The organism is Indolivaga alginatilytica, from assembly GCF_003201355.1.
In the GTDB taxonomy this organism is placed as follows: Bacteria; Bacteroidota; Bacteroidia; order Bacteroidales; family Dysgonomonadaceae; genus Dysgonomonas_A; species Dysgonomonas_A alginatilytica.
The window spans coordinates 1-22,744 of sequence record NZ_QICL01000032.1 but is presented as its reverse complement, the minus strand read 5'-3'; the positions used below and the strand labels follow the sequence as shown (position 1 = coordinate 22,744).

23 protein-coding genes are annotated in these 22,744 nt (G+C 34.8%); 9 read left to right on the top strand and 14 right to left on the bottom strand.

All coding sequences use genetic code 11. The annotated features are described in order from the left end of the window. Window position 1: 1 nt before the first annotated feature. Entirely contained in the window at window positions 2–1,066 is a 1,065-nt protein-coding gene (locus CLV62_RS18185; RefSeq protein ID WP_110312204.1) for a M48 family metallopeptidase, read from the top strand. After that, window positions 1,044–2,765, top strand: coding sequence for an ABC transporter ATP-binding protein (locus tag CLV62_RS18180; protein WP_110312203.1), 1,722 nt, complete (start codon window positions 1,044–1,046; stop codon window positions 2,763–2,765). The genes CLV62_RS18185 and CLV62_RS18180 overlap by 23 nt, the downstream gene beginning before the upstream one ends. A gap of 180 nt (window positions 2,766–2,945) precedes the next feature. On the opposite strand, the gene CLV62_RS18175 is transcribed toward CLV62_RS18180, so the two are convergent. Further along, window positions 2,946–3,833: a HEPN domain-containing protein gene (locus CLV62_RS18175; protein ID WP_110312202.1), complete on the bottom strand. Its 888-nt coding sequence runs from the start codon at window positions 3,831–3,833 to the stop codon at window positions 2,946–2,948. A 222-nt stretch (window positions 3,834–4,055) separates the two neighbouring features. On the opposite strand from CLV62_RS18175, the gene CLV62_RS18170 reads away from it, so the two are divergent. Continuing rightward, window positions 4,056–4,451 carry a hypothetical protein gene (locus tag CLV62_RS18170; protein ID WP_110312201.1) on the top strand — a complete coding sequence of 132 codons (396 nt, stop codon included), beginning with the start codon at window positions 4,056–4,058 and terminating at the stop codon, window positions 4,449–4,451. A 59-nt stretch (window positions 4,452–4,510) separates the two neighbouring features. On the opposite strand, the gene CLV62_RS18165 is transcribed toward CLV62_RS18170, so the two are convergent. The 7 genes from CLV62_RS18165 to CLV62_RS18135 all read right to left on the bottom strand — a co-directional run bounded on the left by CLV62_RS18165 (window position 4,511) and on the right by CLV62_RS18135 (window position 11,095). Continuing rightward, entirely contained in the window at window positions 4,511–5,203 is a 693-nt protein-coding gene (locus CLV62_RS18165; RefSeq protein WP_110312200.1) for a hypothetical protein, read from the bottom strand. Continuing rightward, complete coding sequence (locus CLV62_RS18160; RefSeq protein WP_110312199.1) at window positions 5,157–6,191, bottom strand: relaxase/mobilization nuclease domain-containing protein; 1,035 nt, start codon at window positions 6,189–6,191, stop codon at window positions 5,157–5,159. Before CLV62_RS18160 ends, CLV62_RS18165 begins: the two co-directional genes overlap by 47 nt. Continuing rightward, the gene (locus CLV62_RS18155; RefSeq protein ID WP_110312227.1) at window positions 6,157–6,534 is read right to left on the bottom strand and encodes a plasmid mobilization protein; all 378 of its coding nucleotides are present in this window, start codon (window positions 6,532–6,534) and stop codon (window positions 6,157–6,159) included. The genes CLV62_RS18160 and CLV62_RS18155 overlap by 35 nt, the downstream gene beginning before the upstream one ends. A gap of 398 nt (window positions 6,535–6,932) precedes the next feature. Further along, a complete protein-coding gene (locus CLV62_RS18150; protein ID WP_110312198.1) occupies window positions 6,933–7,274 on the bottom strand; it encodes a helix-turn-helix transcriptional regulator in 342 nt (113 codons plus the stop codon). Window positions 7,275–7,584: 310 nt separating this feature from the next. Beyond that, the gene (locus CLV62_RS18145) at window positions 7,585–9,009 is read right to left on the bottom strand and encodes an RNA-binding domain-containing protein (RefSeq protein WP_110312197.1); all 1,425 of its coding nucleotides are present in this window, start codon (window positions 9,007–9,009) and stop codon (window positions 7,585–7,587) included. 27 nt (window positions 9,010–9,036) lie between these two features. Beyond that, window positions 9,037–9,840: a hypothetical protein gene (locus CLV62_RS18140; RefSeq protein WP_110312196.1), complete on the bottom strand. Its 804-nt coding sequence runs from the start codon at window positions 9,838–9,840 to the stop codon at window positions 9,037–9,039. Further along, window positions 9,833–11,095, bottom strand: coding sequence for a site-specific integrase (locus CLV62_RS18135; RefSeq protein ID WP_110312195.1), 1,263 nt, complete (start codon window positions 11,093–11,095; stop codon window positions 9,833–9,835). Before CLV62_RS18135 ends, CLV62_RS18140 begins: the two co-directional genes overlap by 8 nt. Before the next feature lie 426 nt (window positions 11,096–11,521). On the opposite strand from CLV62_RS18135, the gene CLV62_RS18130 reads away from it, so the two are divergent. Further along, the gene (locus CLV62_RS18130) at window positions 11,522–11,887 is read left to right on the top strand and encodes a hypothetical protein (protein WP_110312194.1); all 366 of its coding nucleotides are present in this window, start codon (window positions 11,522–11,524) and stop codon (window positions 11,885–11,887) included. Window positions 11,888–11,987: 100 nt separating this feature from the next. Next, window positions 11,988–12,833, top strand: coding sequence for a hypothetical protein (locus tag CLV62_RS18125; protein ID WP_110312193.1), 846 nt, complete (start codon window positions 11,988–11,990; stop codon window positions 12,831–12,833). A 73-nt stretch (window positions 12,834–12,906) separates the two neighbouring features. Here CLV62_RS18125 and CLV62_RS18120 read toward each other — a convergent pair whose 3' ends face one another. From CLV62_RS18120 to CLV62_RS18105, 4 genes are read right to left on the bottom strand one after another with little or no spacing between them, the layout of a single operon-like run. Then, window positions 12,907–13,095: a hypothetical protein gene (locus CLV62_RS18120; protein ID WP_110312192.1), complete on the bottom strand. Its 189-nt coding sequence runs from the start codon at window positions 13,093–13,095 to the stop codon at window positions 12,907–12,909. Between the two features lie 5 nt (window positions 13,096–13,100). Further along, the gene (locus CLV62_RS18115; protein ID WP_110312191.1) at window positions 13,101–14,597 is read right to left on the bottom strand and encodes a glycosyltransferase; all 1,497 of its coding nucleotides are present in this window, start codon (window positions 14,595–14,597) and stop codon (window positions 13,101–13,103) included. Window positions 14,598–14,650: 53 nt separating this feature from the next. Then, window positions 14,651–15,649, bottom strand: coding sequence for an ATP-grasp domain-containing protein (locus CLV62_RS18110; protein ID WP_110312190.1), 999 nt, complete (start codon window positions 15,647–15,649; stop codon window positions 14,651–14,653). Between the two features lie 16 nt (window positions 15,650–15,665). After that, entirely contained in the window at window positions 15,666–16,637 is a 972-nt protein-coding gene (locus CLV62_RS18105; protein WP_110312189.1) for a PIG-L deacetylase family protein, read from the bottom strand. Between the two features lie 163 nt (window positions 16,638–16,800). On the opposite strand from CLV62_RS18105, the gene CLV62_RS18100 reads away from it, so the two are divergent. Beyond that, entirely contained in the window at window positions 16,801–17,262 is a 462-nt protein-coding gene (locus CLV62_RS18100) for a low molecular weight protein-tyrosine-phosphatase (RefSeq protein WP_170120094.1), read from the top strand. A 123-nt stretch (window positions 17,263–17,385) separates the two neighbouring features. Here CLV62_RS18100 and CLV62_RS18095 read toward each other — a convergent pair whose 3' ends face one another. Next, on the bottom strand, window positions 17,386–17,769 hold the full coding sequence (locus CLV62_RS18095; protein ID WP_110312187.1) for a helix-turn-helix domain-containing protein: 384 nt from the start codon (window positions 17,767–17,769) through the stop codon (window positions 17,386–17,388). Window positions 17,770–18,203: 434 nt separating this feature from the next. Here CLV62_RS18095 and CLV62_RS18090 point away from each other — a divergent pair, with 434 nt between their 5' ends. From CLV62_RS18090 to menB, 3 genes are all read left to right on the top strand, one after another. Continuing rightward, on the top strand, window positions 18,204–19,310 hold the full coding sequence (locus CLV62_RS18090; protein ID WP_110312186.1) for an isochorismate synthase: 1,107 nt from the start codon (window positions 18,204–18,206) through the stop codon (window positions 19,308–19,310). An 8-nt stretch (window positions 19,311–19,318) separates the two neighbouring features. Continuing rightward, window positions 19,319–20,992 (top strand): 2-succinyl-5-enolpyruvyl-6-hydroxy-3-cyclohexene-1-carboxylic-acid synthase, encoded by a 1,674-nt coding sequence (gene menD / locus CLV62_RS18085; protein WP_110312185.1) that lies wholly within the window; start codon window positions 19,319–19,321, stop codon window positions 20,990–20,992. An 81-nt stretch (window positions 20,993–21,073) separates the two neighbouring features. Continuing rightward, a complete protein-coding gene (menB, locus tag CLV62_RS18080) occupies window positions 21,074–21,898 on the top strand; it encodes a 1,4-dihydroxy-2-naphthoyl-CoA synthase (protein ID WP_110312226.1) in 825 nt (274 codons plus the stop codon). Between the two features lie 226 nt (window positions 21,899–22,124). Here the strand turns inward: menB and CLV62_RS21790 are convergent, their stop codons facing one another. Next, window positions 22,125–22,301, bottom strand: a complete 177-nt coding sequence (locus CLV62_RS21790; RefSeq protein ID WP_170120093.1) for a hypothetical protein — start codon at window positions 22,299–22,301, stop codon at window positions 22,125–22,127. Window positions 22,302–22,744: the final 443 nt, after the last annotated feature.

Sequence of the window (22,744 nt, the reverse complement as noted above, 5' to 3'; positions counted from 1 at the left end):
TATGGATAGTTTAATTATCGCTGCATTTATAATATCTATTCTTTATTTAACTATTTCAAGAAACATATGCTCATATAACTCAAATAAAGACCTTCAATTTCGAACAGATATAGCTAAGTATATATATTTAAATATAGTATTACTCATCCCTTTTCTCAATAGAGAAGTTAATTACGTCTATGGCTTCGTTATCTGCTTTTTGTTCTTTACGATTTTAAGTATAATTCCTTTAATTATAAATATTAATAATCGAAGCCAAACCAATAAAATTCGTTTAACGAAATTATTATTAGATATAACACTTAAATCAATAGGGCTATCATTTAGTCTGTTTTTAATAGAAAAAATAAGTGCAGAGTATACCTTATTGCTATTCGCAATCCTGTATATTATAGTAGATGTTTATTCGAAAATTAAAAAAAACAGAAAAAATGAATTAAAGAAATATAATAATATATATCCTCTACCAGAACCTTTAAAAAGTCAAATAGAAAATCATTTATCACCTCACATGTTGATGGAAGGGGTAATTTCATACTATGACAATGAGTTAATAAATGCACACCTTTTAGCGGGGAAAAATGGTAAAAACAACATAATAGTTACTAGTAAAGCAATAAACACATTAAATACAGAAGAAATAATAGCAATTATAGGGCATGAAATAGGGCATGAAATAGGTAAACATAGCATGATTTACTTAATAAAAATGCTGAGTAATTTACTCTTGCTTTTATTTATGTACCTGGTTGTCAAATTTTGTATATTAAATAGTATTAATCTGTTTTTAGGATTTGTCTTTATTGTGTTGTCTATTGATTTTCTTATGCTATTTTTCAAGTTTTTATACAATACAATTTTAAGACAACAAGAGTATTTAGCTGATAAATATTCTTCCTTAACATTTTCGAGTACAGACCTTATAAATGCTTTAAGAAAAATAGAATTAGTAAATGATCCAATTTCTCAAACTAAATTAGGGTATTATATTAATTCTCCCCATCCTTTTAATAAATACAGAATAAAAAAAATCAAATCTTATCATGAGTTTATTCAAAACAATTAAAAATAGTAACATTTTTGCTCTTAAAGATGCTTATTCTCCTTTTAAACGTTATTTTATTTTAGGAGTCGTATTTATATTACTTACAAGCTTAACACAGGTTTCTTTGCCTTATCTGTTTGGTCAATTGATAGATGGAGCGACAAAAAACACGACGGGTATTTTTTCTAATTTAAAATACATATCTTTCGCTATCTTCTTAGCATTTCTTCTGAATAGTATCTTTAAACTGATAAAGAATTATCTTTTTTTTATTTTCGCAGAGAAAACTACTTTCAGAATTATGAATCAGGTATTTTCAAAATTAATTCGTCAACCACTAAAGTTTTATGATACAAATTTAGTCGGGGATCTATTTAGTCGAATTAATACAGATATAGCATTGATAAAGAGTATATTTTCTGAACAAATTGCATCGGTTATTTATCAGCCTTTTATTATTATATTTTGTTTTGTAAATTTATTTTCGATCAATTACAAATTAACTTTTTTACTTATTCTTGTTTTTCCTCCTGCTGTATACTTTTCACTTAAACTAGCCATGAAGGTGAGAAAACTGTCAAGAGAAACTCTTAATTATTATTCGTCTGCCAATGTAATTCTTCAAGAATCTTTACAGTTAGTGAGAACAATCAAGACATTTAATAATGAACATATAGAAGAAGAAAAATACTCCAAAGCACTTGATAATATTTTAAGAAAATCAATATCTACATCAATAGCCAAAATTGCAATTGAAGGTGTTGCTTCATTTGTTTTGCTATTAGGGATAATAATAATAATTTGGTACGCAAGTGAACTAGTCGCAACTGCTACCATAACAACAGGTAAATTAATCGAATTCATTGTTAATGCTGTTTTTATAGGAAGTGCTTATTCAGCTATATCTATTGCTTTTGGCACAATACAGAAATCTATAGGAGCTACAGAACGCATCAATATATTATTAAATGAACCTGCCGAAGATATAACACAAGTAGCTATCGGTGATGAGTTGGCAGATTTTAACGGTAGTCTAAAATTTAATGATGTTTGTTTTAATTATCCTTCCAGAGAATCTACAGTGGTACTGGATGGCTTGAATTTAGAAATAAGAAGAGGAGATAAAATAGGAATTATAGGGGAAAGCGGTGGAGGAAAATCGACTATTTTGCAATTATTACTAAGATTTTATCATTTATCGAATGGACAAATTACTATCGATGGACTAAATATAAATGAGATACCTTTATCGAGTTATAGGCGACTCTTTGGTGTAGTATCGCAAGAAATAAAATTATTCTCCGGGACAATTAATGACAACATAAAATACGGCAATCCTGATGCTACTGATTCAGATATTATTAAAGCAAGTAAAATATCTAATTCATATGATTTTATTCAGAAATTACCAGATGGATTTAATTCTTTAGTAGGAGAAAATGGTGTCACACTTTCAGGTGGACAGAGACAGAGGATTGCCATAACTCGAGCTTTATTAGTGAATCCTAAAATCTTAATTTTAGATGAAGCTACGAGTGCTTTAGATAACGAATTAGAATCAATCATAAACGAATCGCTTGTAGAGTTTATGAAGAATAAAACGACAATCGTTTTATCTCATAAATTATCGATAATAATGAAGATGGATAGAATTTTCAAAGTTGAAAATGGAAAGCTTATAGAGTTGAATAAAGATGTATTTAGAGAATTTAAAGTTTGAGTTTGGAAGAAACTGGTACTATCCACTAATTTGTGTAAATGAAAAACTCAGGGTTCAGGTTTTATACTTGGATCCTGTTTTCAAATATAGCTAAAAACTGATTAAACAAACAGTGTCCCAAATATTGTGTAAGAATCTAGATAATCAAAACTCTGCCTAATTAACTATTAAGTGCCAGCACTAAATCATCTCCCCATACTCCACAATCCTCTCCTCACAAATACATTTAGTAATATCTCTCAATAATTCCACTTTCGGAACAAGAACATCAATATCCTCTTTTGTAACTACAAAATCAGGATCGTAGCGACCATTTACATAAGCAGCTTTGATAAGCTCAAATAGCCGTTTTTCTTCTGGAGTATCCTGTGGAAATACTTTTACAAAATCAGTAGAATATTTCTTTACCGAGTTTAGTAACTTGGTTAAGTTATGCTGTTTGCTATTCTGCTGAGTATAAACCAAACGTATAGTATAAAAATAGTTTTCGCAGGCTTGATGTAAATAAAATGAGGATTGTTTACAATCTTCACAAGAGTAAGCATATTTCGCATCACGTAAAAAGCTATTTGCTCTTGTAAACTTATCATCGAAATATTCTTGTGCCTGTTGCTGTATCTCTTTAAAGTTTAGTTTACGTCTACGAGGAAGCTTAAACTTCTCACTATCATACAAGATTACACCTTCTTGTTTTATCTGAGTATAGAAATAGCGACCTTCAGTTAATTCCTTACTCAATTTTTTCATATCAATATTAATAAATTGAACAGGAGGTTGCCTGTCAGGATCTTTTGCCCGATTGTAGTACTGAACCTCTATATTATCCAGTGCTTTACCTGCAATACCATCAGATATACCGCTTGTAACAACCAATATATCGTAATCGCTTACATAAAACTGTATTTTGCCAAACTCATATTTTTCATCATATACAACAAAATCGTTACGGGCATAGCTACCAAATAGAATTATCATTTCGGTTTGCTTAACACGGCTTAAAATAGATTCTACAAGATAATGCAAATCCCTTTGGTTTGTTGACGGTAAATGTAATATAGACTTTTTCATCGGAATCTTATTAATAACTATAAAGTTAAGAGTATAAAGGTATAGAAAAAAGAGAAATAGAAATTAACTTTTCAAGTAAAATCATATCTTTGTAATAACATCCTGCCATTGTTGGTTTATCACTCCATACGAACTGACAAATAAAGACCGCAGTGATATAAACTATTCATTTTAGTATTTATATCGGCTTGATTAACTAATCAGGCTTAAAAGCGGATATTTATGAATCAGAAAAAGAATGATTTCAAATACTTGATTGAACACGCATGTTCAGCCCTTCCCCTCTCTCACTTAGCAATAAAAGAGAAGTACAGCAACTATCCTGTATGTCTTATAAGATATACAGAAAAAGGTAATCTCTTGGATTATGTGGAAGTCAGTTTTGACAAAGAAAATGCCTCCCTAACCTTTATCATGGACAAAGAAGATAACTGCTATTCAGCATCTATCCATTTTTATGAACCCAAAGATGAAACCTTGTTTATCATCTTTCTACGTCAGTTCTCGAAATATTATAGTTACAGAAGAAAGTGCTGGATATTGAAAGACTCTATTTATTGTAAAATAGAAGAGAATGAAGGGACACACTTCTATTTTTATAAAATGCCAACTCCATAAAAATTGGAACAGCATCTTAAACCAAAGGCAGTTTTGCTGCCTTTGGTTTAATTGGTCAATCATTGCCCTTTAAGCATTTTAATCTCACTATCCAGTTTCTCATTCTCCCTCATATTCCTGTCAATCAGCTCCTGCTTCTCGATCTGCTCCCTCAGCTTCATTTCATAATCAAGGATCTGACCCTTCAAACCCTTTACTTTCTTTACACTGTCGGGAGAACCAAACATACGCTCCAGATGAAACACATCATCCGTATAAATACCACCGTTCATCTTCACAAAACGGTATTTCCAATCAGCATCCGTCAGCTCATTATTACTTTGATACTGATTATAATTACACAATAAAGAACACAATAAAGCGAGTGAAACAAGAACAATAGCAGTAAAAGTCCTGCTTGATTTAAAATCAATCGAATATCTTCTTTCAATGATAGTCGGTTGTTTTGCAAGCTCTTTGAGTTCCGCTATTTTCTGATTCAGAAACTCGGCAGATGCTTTATTGGCTTCTTCCTGCAATTGGGTCGTAACACTAATTACAGCATTAATAAACTTTTTCAAGTCTTCTTCATCTATTGCTTTCTTAGCCTGCCCGATCGTATCAGATATCCTATTCAGCAGATCGATGCTCAAAGATGCTTCGGGGCTATCCTTATTCTTCTGATTAATTTTTAACAGCTCGTCTCTTATTTCGGATAGTATTCCTTCAAGACCATCCATAAACATATTCAAATCCTGATTTTCTGTTTTCATACTTATCTGCTCCTTCCTTTTTACGATTAGTTTTGTTATTAATTTTCTCCTGTTCATACCTCATCCGTCTGGCGAACTCATCTTCCTCGGCATCATTCCCATGTGCTATAAAGCCAGTACCCCATGAATCGGACTTAGACAATAAAGCAGCATTATTGTTATCTGCTTCCTGAGATGGTTGGATAGTTCGCTGAGTGGTTTGCTCGTTACTCGGTCTGCTACTTGGTTGGTTTGTTTGCCTTTGCTCTGCTTTCTGTTTCAGTTGTCTTTCCTGTAAGAGTTTGTCTATTTTGGAATAGCTGAAACTGCGATCCAGATCAGAACCTTTGAAGCTGACAGTACCTGTTGTAAAAGATATGCCCTGTACTTCACTCGTCTGTCCCTTGTATTTGAGATTTACAGCGATTCCTTTTTCTTTCAACAGCCTGTTAAAGTCATTCCAGTTGGCAGACTTATCCAAAGCTCCTTTAACAGCACTATATAACTGATACTTGGTTTTATCCTTCCCTCGCAATCGGTGCTGTTTGACTTTCTCTTTGCCCTTACCATAGGTTAAGCCGTATTTATCCTTTAGTTTTTTACATACAGCTTCATTTCGGTAACGGTCGTTTTTATCGCTTATCACTTTACCGTTATTGTCAATACGGTTATAGACTAAATGCACATGGGGAATCCCATTGTCAAAATGACGGACTAGTATATACTGGGTATCTTTTATATTCATACCTTCCATATACTCTTTAGCCAGTGTTACCATAACTCCATCACTTAAGCGGTCTTTATCCTCTATCGAATAGCTCAAAGCAATATGACCTACAGGATGCTTTATTTTCGGTTTCATCAACCGTTGCGTATGGAAACTCTGTACAATGCTTTCAATGCTACCCAGCAATACACCCTCGACAGCAATAAGCTTGGCTTCCTCTTTATTCATTACATAACGGACACATCCGTTAAAAGCTGCTCTTTTCATAACTTTTCCAATCATGTGACAGTTGATTTATGATGTTTACGATTACGGCTTTTAAACTAACCAGATCTTTAGCGACATTCGTAAAGCCGTCCTTATTGGCGGCACGTGCCAGTTGGTTCAGGTTATTGGCTTCCCCTGAGAGCTTACGAAGCGTTTCCGCATCGCTTTTGCTGATTCGCTGAACAATCTTCCCAGAGAGTAAAACAACACGTGTAAACTTGCTTAAAGTCACTCCTGCGTCTTTGGCTCTTTTCTTTAATGCCTGATATTCTATTTCAAGAAAACGGGCACTCAGCACTTTCTTTTTGGTCTTTTTTCTGACCGAAGATTCATTTGATTTAGATTTATTTTGATACATAATAATTACTTCAATTTTTAATAAAAAAATACTCACATGATAAACCCTCCGAATAAAATTGCCGACCATCGGGAGCAATTTTCCTCTTTGGCGACAGCCAAAGCAAGGTGGGAAATGTATACATTTCCATAACCTTGCCATGAGCTGTCTTTAAGGGGGATAGCTGCTGCCCGAATCAGCAGAAAAGGATAAATATACAGCCGAATAGCTGCTGTTCGGACAGAGGCAAAGGATCAGGATTCAGGAAACCCGGCACACTGAACAGGATGTTTTAACTGAGGTCAGTGCAATGAGTATTTCCTTTCAAGGGACACCACAATAATTCATCGGTCGGGGAGCGCCCAACGGCTAGGGGGGAGACCACTCCTCCCGACGAGTGAAAAACGGATACTGTAAAATCATTGTTGTGTATCCTCCTTTAGCTTTCTTAATCCCAGATCGACAATCTTGGGTTTGCCTGCTCTCATCCATGCGTCCAGTTCCTCCAAGTCGAACCGTAATGATTTACGAACTCGTATAAACGGAATAGCATTTTGATTTACGAGGTTGTAGATGTACTTTTTCTCAAAACCTGTAAATTCACTGGCTTCTTTCAGCTTGACTAATTTCTTAGGATTTACTTCTTTCTCTTTTTCTCTGAGAAAGGGAAAGACTTTGGGTATAAGCTTTTCATCAATAACATCACTTACCCATTTCTTAATGAGCTGTTCCAACGATTTTTTATTAAACAATTCTTCCATAAAGCAAATAATTTTGGTGATACAAAAAATTTCTATGGAGCAAATATCTTAATAATCAAAAAGTTATGGAATTAGAAGTATTTATATGTGTAATGCAATGAAATACAGCGAATTATTACACTCTGAGATAGCGTAGTATTTCCTATATTATTCATAGTATTTGATTTTAGAATACTATTGTTCAGTTTCGACCGAAAATAAACAATTTGAAGCATGAAAAATTGCGTGTTTTGCTCAGTATTAATAGAAAAAGCCCCCCTATAATAGAAAGTTTCCATTATAGGGGGACATTTATTCGAGAAATAATATATTATTTCTTTTCTTGATCTATAATTTTCAAGAAAGTGTTTCCTCTTTTTGTTATTTGGAATTTTTGAGATGGATGATTTATGTTATTAGGGATAGTATGCTCAATAAGTTTGTCATCAATAAGTTTTGTGATTATTTTATTGAGCTGTCCTGAAACTTGTTTCTGTCCTAGTTCTACCGATAATTCCTTTCTCGATAAAGTCTTGTTTGTAAGTATTAATAGAATTTCCGCATATAATGATTTGTTTTGTAACTCTTGCTGTTTGATAAACTCCTTTTTTATAAACTGAACCTGAAACGATAATCCTGTTTCTCTCCACTTAAATTCTATATCGGGATATTCTTTCAATTCGTCAGCAATCATCTTTAACCCATTTCCCCACTGGTCAATAATGCCCAGACGTTTGAAAACAGGTGCTATTATTTTATTCTTTGCATCAGACTGACGGCTTTCCATTGCCGAATAGTCAATAGATGGAGGAAGTAGTCCGGGGCTTGTAATCTCAATCATATCGTCATAGATGGCGACTTTTATATCTTTCCCTGTCAATGAATAATCACGATGGACGACCGCATTTCGTATAGCTTCTCTAATGGCTTTAAGCGGATATTCCCAACGAGATATCGTATAAACGCCTTCAACTGTAGCCCCTTTATTGATATGGCGAAGAACAAAATTGTAGGCTTCTTCGGCTTGCATCGAAATGTCTGTGTTTATAGTTTTCTGATCTATAAACGTTTCGGACTTAGTGCCCTTAAAACGTGCACATTCGATTTTGGCAAAATGGAATAAAGAATTACGTAGATTATCATCCGAAAATAATATAAGTGCCTGAGTTGGATATAATACCCCTTCAACGTCTTTTATAAGTTCTAGCTTTTTCAGAGCTTGGAGGTCTAAATCTTCATTTGTCTTATCCTTGTATATTTGCTTGAAGCTGTCATATTTAAGTGCACTCAAAGGTTTATCAAGTACAATCTCACTATCAAAAGACAGATTTCGTTTTCGTCTTTCAAGTTCGCCAATAATATTTTCATCCGCTTGACGATTGGTTGAGCCGACACGTATAAAAGTACCGTGTAATTTCCCTAAATCCTTCACATAATAAGGAGGGGTATTTCCTCTGTATATAGTTACTCGTATCAGATGCTTGTCTCCTTCGGATAAGAATGTTATGTCAGGAATTATTGTCGGATAACATTTGGTATAAATAATATTACTTATCTGCTCCTCGATGGAAGTCAAATCATCTTCGGACAAACCAACCACTTCATGAGGATTATCTTTTATACCTATGAAAAGTTCGCCACCTGCGTCATTTGAAAATGCCACTATTGTTTTTGCTAAATCTGAGGTTTTAGGCAATTGTTCCTTAAACTCTAATCGGCGACCCTCTGGTTGAGATAATATTTCTTTAAAATTCAGATGTTGCGTATATCTAAATTCTATGGTCTAATCAAAAACGAAAAACTCTTTTATCCTATCTTTCGGCTTTATTTTGAGAAATTCATTTTGTGCGGTTTTTATTCTTTCACTCGTGTAATGCTCTAGTTTCTGATTCGGTATATTGGGATTTGGACGAAAGTTGGAAGTAATATATTCCATTATAAATTGATCTTTACCATCAAAGCCCTGACGATATATTTTACCTATTTCAATCCCCTCCTCAACAAATTGAACCAATTTTATCAGCCCTTTACTCCAAATAAGTTTATTGACTGGGGTAGCTCCCATCATTATTAAAACAAAATCACTTTTATATTCAAACAGAACACATTTATATGCTAATAGATTTTCCCAGACTCTTGTTATCCATTCGGGTTGTCTTCTTGAAACATGGGGTATTTCTGTTTCTTCTTCTTTTTGTGCTCTGTATTTAGTAAATAAGTAGTCTAAAGATTTCTCTGCTTTTGATTGCTTTTCCTTTGTAATAACATTCCTATATATGTATTCTTTCAATTTTATTTCTTGTTCGGTCAAAAATTTAATCGCTTCATCAGCCGTAAATCCTCTTGCCTGTATTTGGAAATCCATGTAATGAGCATCAAAAGCAAAGTCGTTAAATTTCCATGAAAGGTATTCCCCATACAGACAGATGCCCAAAAAGCCTTTTATGAGAAATGTAATTATTTTCCAACCGTACCTAATAAGAAAGTTTTTATCAGCTACATTTTCATTATTCCGATTGAAATAGTCGTTCAGCCGAGAAAGTTTCTTCCTTAAAAGTATTTTTCGATATGTTGCTAATTCATCCATTTGCGAGTTTAGTTAGTATTTCTGCAACATCTTTTTTCTGGTCTTGCGTAAAACCTCCCAAATATTGCTCTGTGGTAGCAAAAGAAGCATGCCCGAATCCTTTTGAAATATATGCTGTTGATACCCCATTTCGTAAAAGTGTTGTCGCCCACGAATGGCGTGCTACATACGTTGTGACTTTTGCTTCTATGCCCAAACGTTTAGCTATCCGTTTCATATAAGCATTAATACTACGGATGGTTATATGAGTTGTATGATAGATATCATCGGGGGTCATAGTACTATTTATTACATCAAATATATGATTTTTATTCAAACGTTCTTTATTTCCCCATCGTTTAATTATAGCTGCTACTGGTTCGGATATAAATATTTCGAGAGGTTCTTGTATTTTTCGGGTTCGGATAGTTTTCTTACGATGAAAATAAATAAAATTACCATCTATATTTTCATATTTCAAAGCAAATATATCAGCCATATTCATTCCGTTACAATAGAAACTGAAAAGCCATAAATCACGAGCTTTGGCTTCTTCCTCTGTTAAAGGTTCGTACTTAACTATTTTGGTAATTGCAGATTCTTCTAATGCTTTTTTGATATTGTTTGCTTTAGGAATTTCATATTTGCGATGGCTTTTCATACCGAAGGGGTATTGATCTTCGCTGATTATTTTATCGGCTTTAGCTATGTTTATGATAGCTCTTAATGATCGCAGATAAATTCCAATAGTTGTAACCGATCTTCCATTCTCTAGCATATGCCGTTCATAAGAATTGAGAAAATCTACGGTTACATTATTAAATTCCAGTTTAGGCGAAAAGGAGCGTAACGATTTTAAAGCATCAATATAGGATCTGGCTGTGCCAATTCGTTTTTCATCTTCCAGTTTTCCAATGTATACTTCAAAGCTGCTATAAACATCCTGTTTGTCTGCCCTTTGTTTTATTTGCTTATCGTAGAACAGTATCTCAAAAGTTTCAAAAGAAAACGTGTCGCCTAACAATTCTACAGTTTTCGTTGCTTTAACCCTTAAAGCCTCCATATCCGTTTTCAACTTCTTCAATACTTTATCTTTCAATTGAACAGAATTTAGCCTATCCCAATCTTCGGAGGAGAGAGAAAAATCCGTATTATATCTTTTCTTTTGCTTATTGTAATAAATTACGAGTTTAACAGGACACCGCCCATCCTTTAAAATTCTGCGAGTGTCAAAGAATAATGTTGCTGTCGGTTGTTTTGAATAAAAGGTACTCATGGCATTGTCAATTGAAGTTTTTTATAGCTCGTGGTGCAAATTAATTTGCACCAAAATTTGCACCACAAGTGTACAAAATATAATGATAACTTGCACCACGGTTAATGTTCATTAACATTTTAGATGTTTTTAAATATCTGTATACCAATCATTAATGAATAATTCTGAAACAGAATGAAATGGCTAAAATCTGACTCATAATCAGGGGGTCCCTGGTTCAAGCCCAGGTGGGACCACAAAAAAGACTTACAATTATTTGTAAGTCTTTTTTTGTTTTGATCATATACACATCAACTCTTTGCTTTTTATATTAAAAGTATACCGATAAGACTTTATTGTAATAATTTCTTATAAACAACGCAAGTAATAAGATAAATTTATATCTTTGAAGTAGTGGTATTTATATTTTTACTCATCTCAATTTGTATGGAATATATCAGTATTAACGAAAAAGATTTAATAGAATTATACGGAGGCTCAGATAATGAAATGGTAGATAAAATGATGAGTTTGATGCTAGAACAGACTTTTCCTAAAATTACGAGTTTTCTAAGTAGCGGTAAAGAAGAAAGTATAGCTTCGAAAGTTGATTTTTTCAGTAATTTCATTTCATCTTTCAGCATGGTAGGACTATCGGCTATCTCGGCAAAAATAGAACTTATTGATGAGAAAGTAAAAAACAACACAGACTACCTACTTATCAATGAAGCTATTTTAAATTTGGAAGAAAGTATCTCTCAAAGTGAAATTCTAATCAAAGAGTATAGAGAAAATATAAAAAAGACAAAGTAACCTGACTGGCTAAAAACAGAAATCAATAACTACGATTATAACGTAGAGATATTGCTGTTTTGGTTTAAGAAAGAATCCTTTAAGCAAAATGAGTTCTAACATGAGAAACTTCTACATACTACTGTTATTATTGGTTCAGGTGTTTTGTTTTTCTTCACATCAAACCCTTAAAGCTCAAGCACAGTCCTTGATTGGAAAAGATCTTGCAACAAGAACAGTTGACAGTACGCATCTATATATTAATGCACAGCAACAGTATACAGACTTCTCCGGCATAACAAGCCTCAATCAATCTTCGGCAGGCATAAAACTAAAGAAGGCACAATACACGCTTATCAGTAACCTTCAGATGGCATACAATAGTACTAAAACGGGATGGCAATCAGCCAATGAGTTTTATTATACCCCCAAAAAAAAGAAAACATATCAGTACGCAGCCTTTTCGTTCTCGAATACGAAATGGTATCCTAATCTTACTGCTGCCTTTTCAAACTATTACATAGGGATAAAACAACTAGAGATCGAAAACGGGGTTAAATATATATCCCTTTCAGGACAGAAAGATATCTGGATGATAAATACGGGAGCGAGTTATGCCTTGCATAAAAGTTTATTCCTTGCTAAATGGACATATCTTAACAATGGCATATCTAATAACGATTTCATTCTGGGATACAGATACTATTCCAATGAGGATTCAGTTATAGCTCTTAACTTACTAATGGGTGACAACAACGTGATCCCTGAGTTTGGAAACCTTCCGGCTGTAACAACGCTCAAGCAATACCAGAAATACTACGGGTTTAATTTCAATACCTCATTCCCTATTTCTAAAGACATGTATTTAGGAGTTAACTACACCTATAATCATTTCAACAAGAATGACAAGGTCGATAGTTGGAATTTACATATAGTAAGCTTAGGCTTTACTTACAAGTTGAAATAACCGGTATTTTTATGAAAAATATATAGGGGTGTATTGTATACACCCCTATATATTTTTCATACAAGCTCTACTGTTACTGCTTGCCAAACAATTTCCTTATCCATACTGCTATATAGGCAGTATCATCTGAAAAAACAGCTAATAAAATACCGAGAATTAAAAGAATTATAATTGAAAGAATCTGATAGTAAGATATTTTCCTTTCCCTCGCCAATTCTTTTTTAGTATCATCGTCTGTCCTATTTTGTTCTTCTTTTTTCATTTTAATCAACCGTTTGTTTTTAAATTCCCTGTTTTATGGGTTTTATCCCATTTCATATCCGAGTTGGTTATTTCTTTTATGTAAGAAGCAAATGTGATAGCACAAAGAAAAGGTCCGTAACCACCAATGAGTAACAAGGAACGTGAAATAAAAAATGGACAACCTTTTTTCTCGGTATAATATGCCAGATAAGACACAATCATACACAAAGAAACCCATAAATAAAGGAATAAAACTACGATGAATGATTTCATATCAAGTCCGAAATAAGAATAATTTCCACTGGAATTAAGAACCGCTATATCCAGTAATCTATCCAGAAGATTAGGATAGACGGAAAGGATAATCAGGCACAAGGATATTATACCCGGAAATAAAAGTCCCTCAAGTCGTGTTCGTTTTGCCGTTTTCGGATCTAAAAAATTACAGGTTAAAATAATAAATAAATCCGTAAAAGTGTTTAATATCCAAAACTGTTTAAATATTAACCATGAATAAGGGAAATCCAGAAAGAACAAGCCCGTAAGCCCTATAGATGATAATATCATTAATATAGGCATGAGCATAATTGTAAACCAAATGAAAGAAAAGCCAAAAGAACCCAAGTTTCCAACTTCCTTATTTAGCCATATATGTTTAAAAGCTTTGGTCACATGAAGATTACCTCTTGCCCACCTCAGCCTCTGCTTCCATAGTGCCACCAAACAATTGGGTTCTTCTGCCCAAACAATAGCATAAGGGTCAAAAATTGTTTTTCGCCCTGTCAGCTGAGTCCTGAAGGTAGTAAAAGTATCTTCGGCCAGAGATGAAGTATCTATTCGTCCTCCAATAGCTATCAAGTTCTCTTTTGTTAACAACTGTGCTCCTCCTGCCAGACAGGCAGTAACCCCTAATACATTCTGTGCCCGCCGGCTGGCAGCTTGTGCACAAATGTATTCAAATGCCACAAATTTATGAACCAGAGTATTAGATGTCGATCCTTCTTTTATATAGGCCATCACAGCCCCTACCTTCGGATCTGCAAGATGGCGGGTCATTTTCCTTAGAGTAGTTTCCTCAAAAAGAATATCCGCATCTATTATTAAAATAGCTTCGGCCCAATCCTCTTCCAATATTACTTTAATTCCTGCATTGAGCGTATGAGCCTTGCCTTCACCACCTTTTTCCCGCTTTATATAACGTATATTATCAGGATATAATTTACATTTTTCTCCCACTATTTCAAAAGTGTTGTCCGTACTTGCATCATCTACTATATAAAGTTTTAAAGACTCATGCGGATAGTCCATAGACAATAGATGTTCTATCGTATTTCCTATTACACCTGCCTCATTCCAACAAGGAATCACCACCGCTACGGCAGGCGTAATAGGTTTTGCCAATTTATAATGATTAAGTTTTGAATGAAAAATAACCAAAATAAACTGATACAAAGACGCAAATAACGGAAGTGCACCCAACAGTACGAAAATAGTTAAAATAATTTTTACAGCTGTAATCATATCTATAATTTACATTAGGCCTGAAGAGGCTTCCGGGTTTGTTGTTTTCATACTTATGCCTCTTCCGTAGAGGATACTTTGTTATGCTTGATAAGCTCTGAACCGGACATATATATTTCCTCGTAATAACGAACCATCGCCAACTCTTTATAATCGACATAAGGTATTGGTTTACCCGAAAGGGCGTGTTCAACACACATAGCGGGAATATTGGGGCCACTTTCTACGACTAAACTCAATCCTCCCGAAAATCTCGGGTTGATTTCGAGTAAATAAGGATTTCCCGAATCATCCACGATTACCTGAATGTTAACCCCATAGGTAACACCTACGGCTTGAGCTATCTTTATACAATAATCCTGTATTCGTTTATTTTTGATAGTTCTGGAGGCAATAACCACTCCCGAATCTATTTTGAGGCGCTCCCTAACCACTGCCGCCGCTACCGATCCATCTTCATTAAGCATTAGATCGATGCTATATTCCGTACCTCCAATGAACTCCTGAACCATATAATTTTCCATCTTGAGTTTCTCCAAAACATTCCTTTCAGGAGAAGAGGTAATAATGATTCCTCTCGAACCGCTGCCACTACGAGGTTTGAATACAAGTTTCTTTGAGCTGATTTGTGGATTTATCAAATACTCTTCCAACGACTGAAACTCAGGTAAGAGAACTATTCCGCTGCACTTTTCCATCAGTCTGAGCTTATCCAAAATCGTGTACAACACGTCTTCACTACAACTGACCATGCGACAGCCTATTGCATCAAACGCCCCTTTTATTCTCATCAAAGGAATCAATTCCACATCGACTGTAGGAATAAGTATATCTATCTGTTGCTCCTCACATAACCTCAAAATAGCTTGGTTAAATTCAGGTTTTACACCTCCCGGAATAACAAATCTTTTAGCCGGTTCTACAAAATAAAGACCTGTTGCCAATGGATCCATATCGGCCATAAAAAAGTCGTAACCTTTATCTTTTAAAGCCTTATAAGCACAAATTGCAGCAGGGCCTCCGGCGCCTGTAATTAATATTTTCACAGCCATATTTTAAATTACTTACTTACGATCTGATAATTTCAAAAGGTTCTATCGATTTATAATTTGCATAGCGCCCCCAATAGATGGCAGTAGCTTTGATTATGTCGTCTTTCAAATAAACAGCTTTGCTTTTCTGGGTTTCATGAAAAGCGATAAGCTGTAATTTCATATCCACAAAATTGTCAATAGATTCAAATTTCTGAGGATGAAAATTTATATTGGTAGAGGGTGCCTGATACGCATATATTTCATCTATCTTCCGGGCAGCTATTATAGTTGCCAAATGTGCATTCCTATGATCCTGATGGTTGTCGTTTATACTGTGAGTATAAATAATATCCGGTTGGAAACTATGAATAACTTCTTCTATAACCCGAATGGTTTTAGGCCCATCTGAAACAGATGTGTCTTCCAGATTACTGATTATTAAACGGGCATGTAAGAATTCACACGCAGCTTTTGCTTCCAGAAAACGCTTCTCTGTATCACCTCCTATGGCACCTCTGGTTAAAGTCAGGATCAACACCTCATCATTTTTTGAAATATGTTTAAGCATCGTTCCTCCACAGCCAATTTCCACATCATCGGGATGTGCTCCGATAGCGAGTATTCTTTTTGTTTTTTTCTGCTGATCGAGTATTCTAAGCTGATCTAAAAGCTTATCTCTGATACTTTCGCTGATTACAGTAAGCACCCAGAAATTATTTACTCCATACTCCAACGCGGCACTCATTAGTTCCATATCTTTATCTTCCGCAAGTAAGATAATATAAGCCGAAGGTTTATGTGTTTTTATATATGCCAAGGCATTTACGGCTGCTTGAAAAGATACCTTTCGGGCTGCAAGGATAAAAACCTGATTGGTATTCGGACAAAAATTTTGTGACAAAATACTTTCAAAATTTATCTGCAAACCTTTTAAATACAACTCTTCGTCTATAATCGACGACAGCCTTTGGGTGTCATCCTGACTGCCAACTAAAATAATTTCCATCTATTTCTCAATAAAATTGTCTTAATAATACCAAACACACTAATTTAAATAAAGTTTTAAATTAGTACATCTAAATTAGTCAATTATCCGGCTTATACAAAAAAATGTTACATTTACTATGATTTTAGATACTCTACAATGTAATAAGATTAAAAACATAGGAATGAAGATATTAATGGTGTGTAAAGGGAATATCTGCCGCTCACCTCTAGCGGAAGGAGTCTTAAGAGAATTATCAACAAATAATGGACTCGATTGGGAGCTCGATAGTGCTGCTATTAAAGCATTTCACATTGGCAAAGCTCCTGATTCGCGTGCAATTTATACAGCTGAAAAGCATCATATAGATATTAGCGACCATAAATGCAGACTATTAACTATAGAAGATTTTGAAAATTTTGATATTATTTATGCCATGTCGCAGGATATACTTGATTTTATGCAAGAAATGGCTCCGAAAAACAGGCATCATAAATTGAAGTTATTAATGAGCGAGGTTGATCCTTCCATCAGTCAGGATATCCCTGATCCTTTTCATGGTGAAGAGAAAGATTTTGATTATGCTTATGATCTGATCGTATTGGCTTGTGAAAAGATTATTGAGAAACATATTAAAGACCAATAAATCATACACTATTCGAGAATCAAAAAAAGCACTTGCAATTATTAATAACAGGTGCTTTTTTCTATTAAGTGTAGTGGATGGTTTTGCTAAGTTGTAATTATGAAGCAATGAAATTCTGAAAATTCACTTTCTCCCATTCAATATTTCTTCAAGCAATTTTACTTTTTCTCTTTCGGTTTCCAGAAGTTTATCGTAAAGTTCAATGATTTTATCAATCGGATTGAAAGTTGGAGAATAATTTATAGAACCAGAATTATCATAAGCATTAACAATGCTAATAGAAGAGCCTTCTCCTATCTCAGTAATAGCTTCCACAGGAATATCTAAGGCTTTGGCTATTTTCACCAAGATCTCCTGATCCAGTTTGTCTTTCTTCTCATAACTCGACAGTGTAGCTTGTGATACGCCTATACTATCAGCCAGAACATCCTGTTTTACATTTCTCCATTCTCGCCAGCGTCTTACATTTGCTCCGTGATTATTTCCTTTAACCGTAATTGCTTCCATTGTTTTAATTATAAAGTTTACTCTATTACAAAAATAGGAAAATAAATTTATCAATAGCATGTTTTTATATTCCCGATATTTTACCATAAATCAGAATAATAATATCGGCGCCTTTTCCCTACATTAAGCACTCATTTATCTTTAGGAATAATTTATTAAGCAAAAAAATACAACTTTCAGTAGAATAAACTCTAATTTAGCATGTTTTTACGGATCGTACTAATCCAAAGGATAAGTAAATGAAAGTATTTAAGGTCTCAGACCTTTCTATTTTCTTTCCAAGTATAATAGCCATAGACTGTTATGATGATAAAACATCGCATTAAATATTTAATGTTACTTAAAAAATATCCTTTTAGATTATAACAAGTTGTATTTATCATTTGCTACCAAAGCAGCAAAAAGGTCTGAGACCTTAGTTTTAATTTTTAATCATGGAATTTAGAGAACATATAAAATATCGTTTTTTTGATTTACTGATCGATAAGAATATTAGTTTCTCGCTCTATCGTTTACCGGGCGAACGTGAGATATGTTTAGTATTACAGACCTCCGACCAGTCGGAAACCTTTGATAGTCTGTCAGATTTGAATAACAGAAAAGGGTTTGTTATTGCCCCTTTTCAACTATCGAGAGAAACCCCGATAGTATTAATTCAACCCGATATTGTATTAACAGGGGAAGGCATAATTTTCGATTTTTTATATAAATCATCCTTCACGAATACGCAATCTTCTATATTTTACAAGGAATCAAAAGCGACTACATTCGATCATTATCAAAAAGGGTATACTAAGTTTCACGAAGCATTAGTTGATGGAGCATTTAAGAAGCTGGTACTTTCCCGCACATTCGAAATTAGCCGGAATGAGCAATTCTCTGCGGGGCTGTCTTTTCAAAATGCATGCAATAAATATCCCGATAATTTTATCTTCCTATGTAATAGTCCCGAATCGGGAACTTGGCTTGGATGCTCTCCCGAAATACTTGTTTCGGGACAAAATGGAAATTGGACAACGGATGCATTAGCAGGTACAAAGAAAACATCTGATATAAATAATAACGTGATTTGGGATAATAAAAACCGTCTCGAACAGCAAATTGTTATTGAATATATGCAGGAACAATTGCTAAAAGCCGATATCAAATCAACCTATAGCGAACCCAAGACTATTCGGTCGGGAAACCTTGCTCATCTCAAAAGTGAATTTACTTTTCACATAGATGATTCTTCCAAAATAGGAAACTTATTAAACCTGCTTCATCCAAGTCCTGCGGTTTGCGGTTTTCCGAAGAAAGAGGCATTTGATTTTATTATCGAAAACGAAGGATATGACCGAAAATATTACTCCGGTTTTTTAGGATATCTGGATGTAGATAACAAAACAGATTTATTCGTAAATTTGAGATGTATGCAGATATTCAAAGATAACCTGAGATTATTTGCAGGAGGAGGAATACTTCCTTCATCAGAACTTATATCCGAATGGAAAGAAACGGAATATAAGTTACAGACCATATTGTCAATAATAAACGAATAGCACAGCATATGTTCTCAGTAAAGAAAAATGTATTACAAACAGTGGCTTTACTCAAAGCTTATGGCGTAAAACAGATTGCACTTTCGCCCGGATCGCGTAATGCTCCCTTGATGCAAACCTTTTCTCAGGATGCATTTTTTGAGTGCCATACGATTGTGGACGAGCGAAATGCTGCATTTTATGCTTTAGGAATAATACAAGCCTTGCAACAACCGGTTGCTATTTGCTGTACATCGGGCTCTGCACTACTAAACTATGCTCCGGCAGTAAGTGAGGCGTATTATCAACAATTACCCTTAATAGTGGTTTCTGCCGACCGCTCACCCGAATGGATCGGACAAATGGACGGACAGACTTTACCTCAGACTGGTGTATTCGGTTCGTTATCGAAAAAATCGGTTCAATTGCCCGAAATTAATAACGAAACAGACGAATGGTATTGCAATCGCTTAATCAATGAAGCATTGATAGCATGCACAGCCGATGCTTCGGGTCCTGTACATATAAATATACCTTTATACGAACCTCTTTTTGATTATTCGGAAGAGTCTCTTCCCGAAGTGAGAAAGATAGACTACGCAAGACCTCGAAAGTCAGTTGATATAATTCCTTTTATTGATAAATGGAACAAATTGCCTAAACGCTTAATTGTTGTAGGGCAACTGTTTCAAAGTCCTGAACTAACCAGATTACTTGAAAGCTTAGCAACAAAATCCGACTGCATAATCTTTACCGAAAATCTATCGAATAGCGTTTCACCTTTATTTATAAGTAATTTCGACGCATTATTATATGCAATATCCGAAGATCAGAAAGAAAATTTCTCACCTGATCTGGTTATCACACTCGGTGGACATATAGTTTCAAAACGATTGAAACACTTTATCAGACAACATAAACCTAGGAGTCATTGGCATCTGACGGAGTCGGGCAAAGTGGTAGACTTATTTCAATCATTGACTGATTTAGTAGAAACAGACGCTCTTGATTTCTTTTCTAACTTATTGGCTGATATATCGGATAATAAAAAAAAGCCATTCTTCGATTTATGGAAGAATGCTTCTCAACAAATACCCGAACCAACAGACGATATACCTTTTTCAGATATATCGGCTACAGGAGATTTCTTAAAGGCATTACCAAAAAACTCGGCTCTCCATCTTGCCAATAGTTCTACAGTAAGGAATGTACAGTTATTTCAACTGGATAAATCGATTAAAGTATATTGCAATAGAGGTGTCAATGGTATAGAAAGTACTCTACCCTCTGTTGTCGGATTTGCATCCGTTCATAAAGAGCCTGTTTATTTAATTATAGGTGATCTTAGTTTCTTTTACGGGCTGAACGCTTTGTGGAATATACAACATATCAAAAATCTGCGAATACTTTTAATCAATAACGGTGGTGGTGGTATTTTTCATCTGCTTCCGGGATTAAATCAAGCACCTTCTTTAAAGGAATATGTATCGGCAGAGCATAATATACAAGCAAGAAACTGGGCTTTAGCAGCAGGATTAAACTATTTATCGGCAGAGAGTCGGGAAGAACTCGAGAATAATCTAAAAGCATTCACAGAAACCAAAACCGACCAATCGGTTTTATTGGAAATATCTACAAATATGGAGATTAGCAAAAAGGCTTTTCAGGAATATTATCATAGAATAAAAGTTACAAGTAATTAAGTTAAGAGTTACAAGTAGAGACAGACACATAGGTTCGCCCCTACAAATAAAATGCATCATAAAACTAAAAACAAAAAATATATGTCAACAACAAGACAATGGGAAACCATCAAAGAATACGAAGATATTCTATTTGATTATTTTGAAGGGATAGGTCGAATTACCATCAACCGTCCACGCTATCGTAACGCATTCACTCCTACTACCACTATGGAGATAAGTGATGCCTTACGTATCTGTCATGAGAATCAAGAGATTTATGTAGTAGTTCTTACAGGTGCAGGCGACAAAGCATTTTGTGCAGGTGGAGACCAGAACGTAAAAGGTAAAGGCGGATACATCGGAAAAGATGGTGTACCACGCTTACAAGTTCTTGAAGTACAGAAACAAATCCGTTCGATGCCTAAACCTGTTATCGCTATGGTAAACGGCTTTGCTATCGGTGGCGGACACGTTTTACAAGTGATTTGCGATATATCAATTGCTTCCGACAATGCTATTTTTGGACAAACAGGTCCTAAGGTAGGCAGTTTCGATGCTGGATTCGGATCTTCTTATCTGGCTCGTATTGTGGGGCAAAAAAAGGCGCGTGAAATATGGTTCCTTTGCCGTCAGTATTCAGCTAAAGAAGCTTTGGAAATGGGTCTGGTAAATACAGTGGTTCCTTTCGACCAACTGGAGGATGAGACTGTAAAATGGGCACAAGAGATGATGCAACACAGTCCGATGGCTTTGCGAATGATAAAAATGGGATTAAATGCCGAACTTGATGGTCAGGCAGGTATACAGGAACTTGCCGGAAATGCAACACTTCTTTATTATCTGACAGACGAAGCTCAGGAAGGTAAGCATGCTTTCTTAGAAAAACGTAAACCCGATTTTAAGAAGTTTCCTAAGTTCCCTTGAGTTTATCAGATATGGTATGTAGGGGTTAAAAAATTTCACCTATCTTATTATCGGGCTTGTAATTATATACCTCTGCATGAAATACTTTATCTATATATAAACAATGCCAATCAGTAGTTGAGTTGTTAGTGAAAAACGCTCTTTTTTTACTGACACACCTCTATCGAGGTTTGTCTTTCATTTTGCCTTGATGCAAAACGAAACAAAAGATCAAGACTGTGCCTCTTTACACGACCCGATAAGTGTTTGAAAGCGAAAACAAAAAAATACTTTTGACTTTGATTTCTTTTTGTTTTTTACGCTTTCCTCCCACATCGGGTACCCCATGCAACCGCCAAGGTCGGAGAGCTTGACGAGCGTAAGCAAAGCCGACATTTACTTCGGGGGTGAGGTATCCGTTCAACGAAGCTGTCGGTAAGAATAAAATACAAAGAGTCCGACAGGACGGCTTATTTTATTCCGACGGCAAGTTGTTAACGGATCACCACCGTAAGTGGTCGGCAAAGACTTTTTGGTTCCTTTTGCGGCTTTGGGCAAAAGGAACACAAGCAATCTTTGATTGTGCATAGTATAAATAACTTAAATGAGCCTTTTACATACTCCAACTTCCGATTTGCATTAGTTACAAAAAGTAGACATAAAGGTGACAAAGGGCTACAAAAAGGTGACAAAATATATAATTTACCTTGTTTGCTTAAATTGCTGGTTATGAGTGTTAAGCGATATTAGAAGGTAACAAAAGTAACAAAAGTGCTCAGTACATGACAAAAATTTACACGGGTCTATATTCTGCTTGTAATAAGCCTTGTAAAGGTATTCAAAAATATAATCGAGTCCATATTTGAA

Bases quoted from the DNA above. Each gene is read 5' to 3' on its own strand.
- CLV62_RS18140 (WP_110312196.1), bottom strand. From the start codon at position 9,840: ATGGATGAATTAGCAACATATCGAAAAATACTTTTAAGGAAGAAACTT.
- CLV62_RS18090 (WP_110312186.1), top strand. From the start codon at position 18,204: ATGGAATTTAGAGAACATATAAAATATCGTTTTTTTGATTTACTGATC.
- CLV62_RS18175 (WP_110312202.1), bottom strand. From the start codon at position 3,833: ATGAAAAAGTCTATATTACATTTACCGTCAACAAACCAAAGGGATTTG.
- CLV62_RS18160 (WP_110312199.1), bottom strand. From the start codon at position 6,191: ATGATTGGAAAAGTTATGAAAAGAGCAGCTTTTAACGGATGTGTCCGT.
- CLV62_RS18125 (WP_110312193.1), top strand. From the start codon at position 11,988: ATGAGAAACTTCTACATACTACTGTTATTATTGGTTCAGGTGTTTTGT.
- CLV62_RS18120 (WP_110312192.1), bottom strand. From the start codon at position 13,095: ATGAAAAAAGAAGAACAAAATAGGACAGACGATGATACTAAAAAAGAA.
- CLV62_RS18110 (WP_110312190.1), bottom strand. From the start codon at position 15,649: ATGGCTGTGAAAATATTAATTACAGGCGCCGGAGGCCCTGCTGCAATT.
- CLV62_RS18130 (WP_110312194.1), top strand. From the start codon at position 11,522: ATGGAATATATCAGTATTAACGAAAAAGATTTAATAGAATTATACGGA.
- CLV62_RS18165 (WP_110312200.1), bottom strand. From the start codon at position 5,203: ATGAAAACAGAAAATCAGGATTTGAATATGTTTATGGATGGTCTTGAA.
- CLV62_RS18115 (WP_110312191.1), bottom strand. From the start codon at position 14,597: ATGATTACAGCTGTAAAAATTATTTTAACTATTTTCGTACTGTTGGGT.
- CLV62_RS18105 (WP_110312189.1), bottom strand. From the start codon at position 16,637: ATGGAAATTATTTTAGTTGGCAGTCAGGATGACACCCAAAGGCTGTCG.
- CLV62_RS18170 (WP_110312201.1), top strand. From the start codon at position 4,056: ATGAATCAGAAAAAGAATGATTTCAAATACTTGATTGAACACGCATGT.
- CLV62_RS18100 (WP_170120094.1), top strand. From the start codon at position 16,801: ATGAAGATATTAATGGTGTGTAAAGGGAATATCTGCCGCTCACCTCTA.
- CLV62_RS18185 (WP_110312204.1), top strand. From the start codon at position 2: ATGGATAGTTTAATTATCGCTGCATTTATAATATCTATTCTTTATTTA.
- CLV62_RS18180 (WP_110312203.1), top strand. From the start codon at position 1,044: ATGAGTTTATTCAAAACAATTAAAAATAGTAACATTTTTGCTCTTAAA.
- CLV62_RS18155 (WP_110312227.1), bottom strand. From the start codon at position 6,534: ATGTATCAAAATAAATCTAAATCAAATGAATCTTCGGTCAGAAAAAAG.
- CLV62_RS18150 (WP_110312198.1), bottom strand. From the start codon at position 7,274: ATGGAAGAATTGTTTAATAAAAAATCGTTGGAACAGCTCATTAAGAAA.
- menD (WP_110312185.1), top strand. From the start codon at position 19,319: ATGTTCTCAGTAAAGAAAAATGTATTACAAACAGTGGCTTTACTCAAA.
- menB (WP_110312226.1), top strand. From the start codon at position 21,074: ATGTCAACAACAAGACAATGGGAAACCATCAAAGAATACGAAGATATT.
- CLV62_RS18135 (WP_110312195.1), bottom strand. From the start codon at position 11,095: ATGAGTACCTTTTATTCAAAACAACCGACAGCAACATTATTCTTTGAC.
- CLV62_RS18095 (WP_110312187.1), bottom strand. From the start codon at position 17,769: ATGGAAGCAATTACGGTTAAAGGAAATAATCACGGAGCAAATGTAAGA.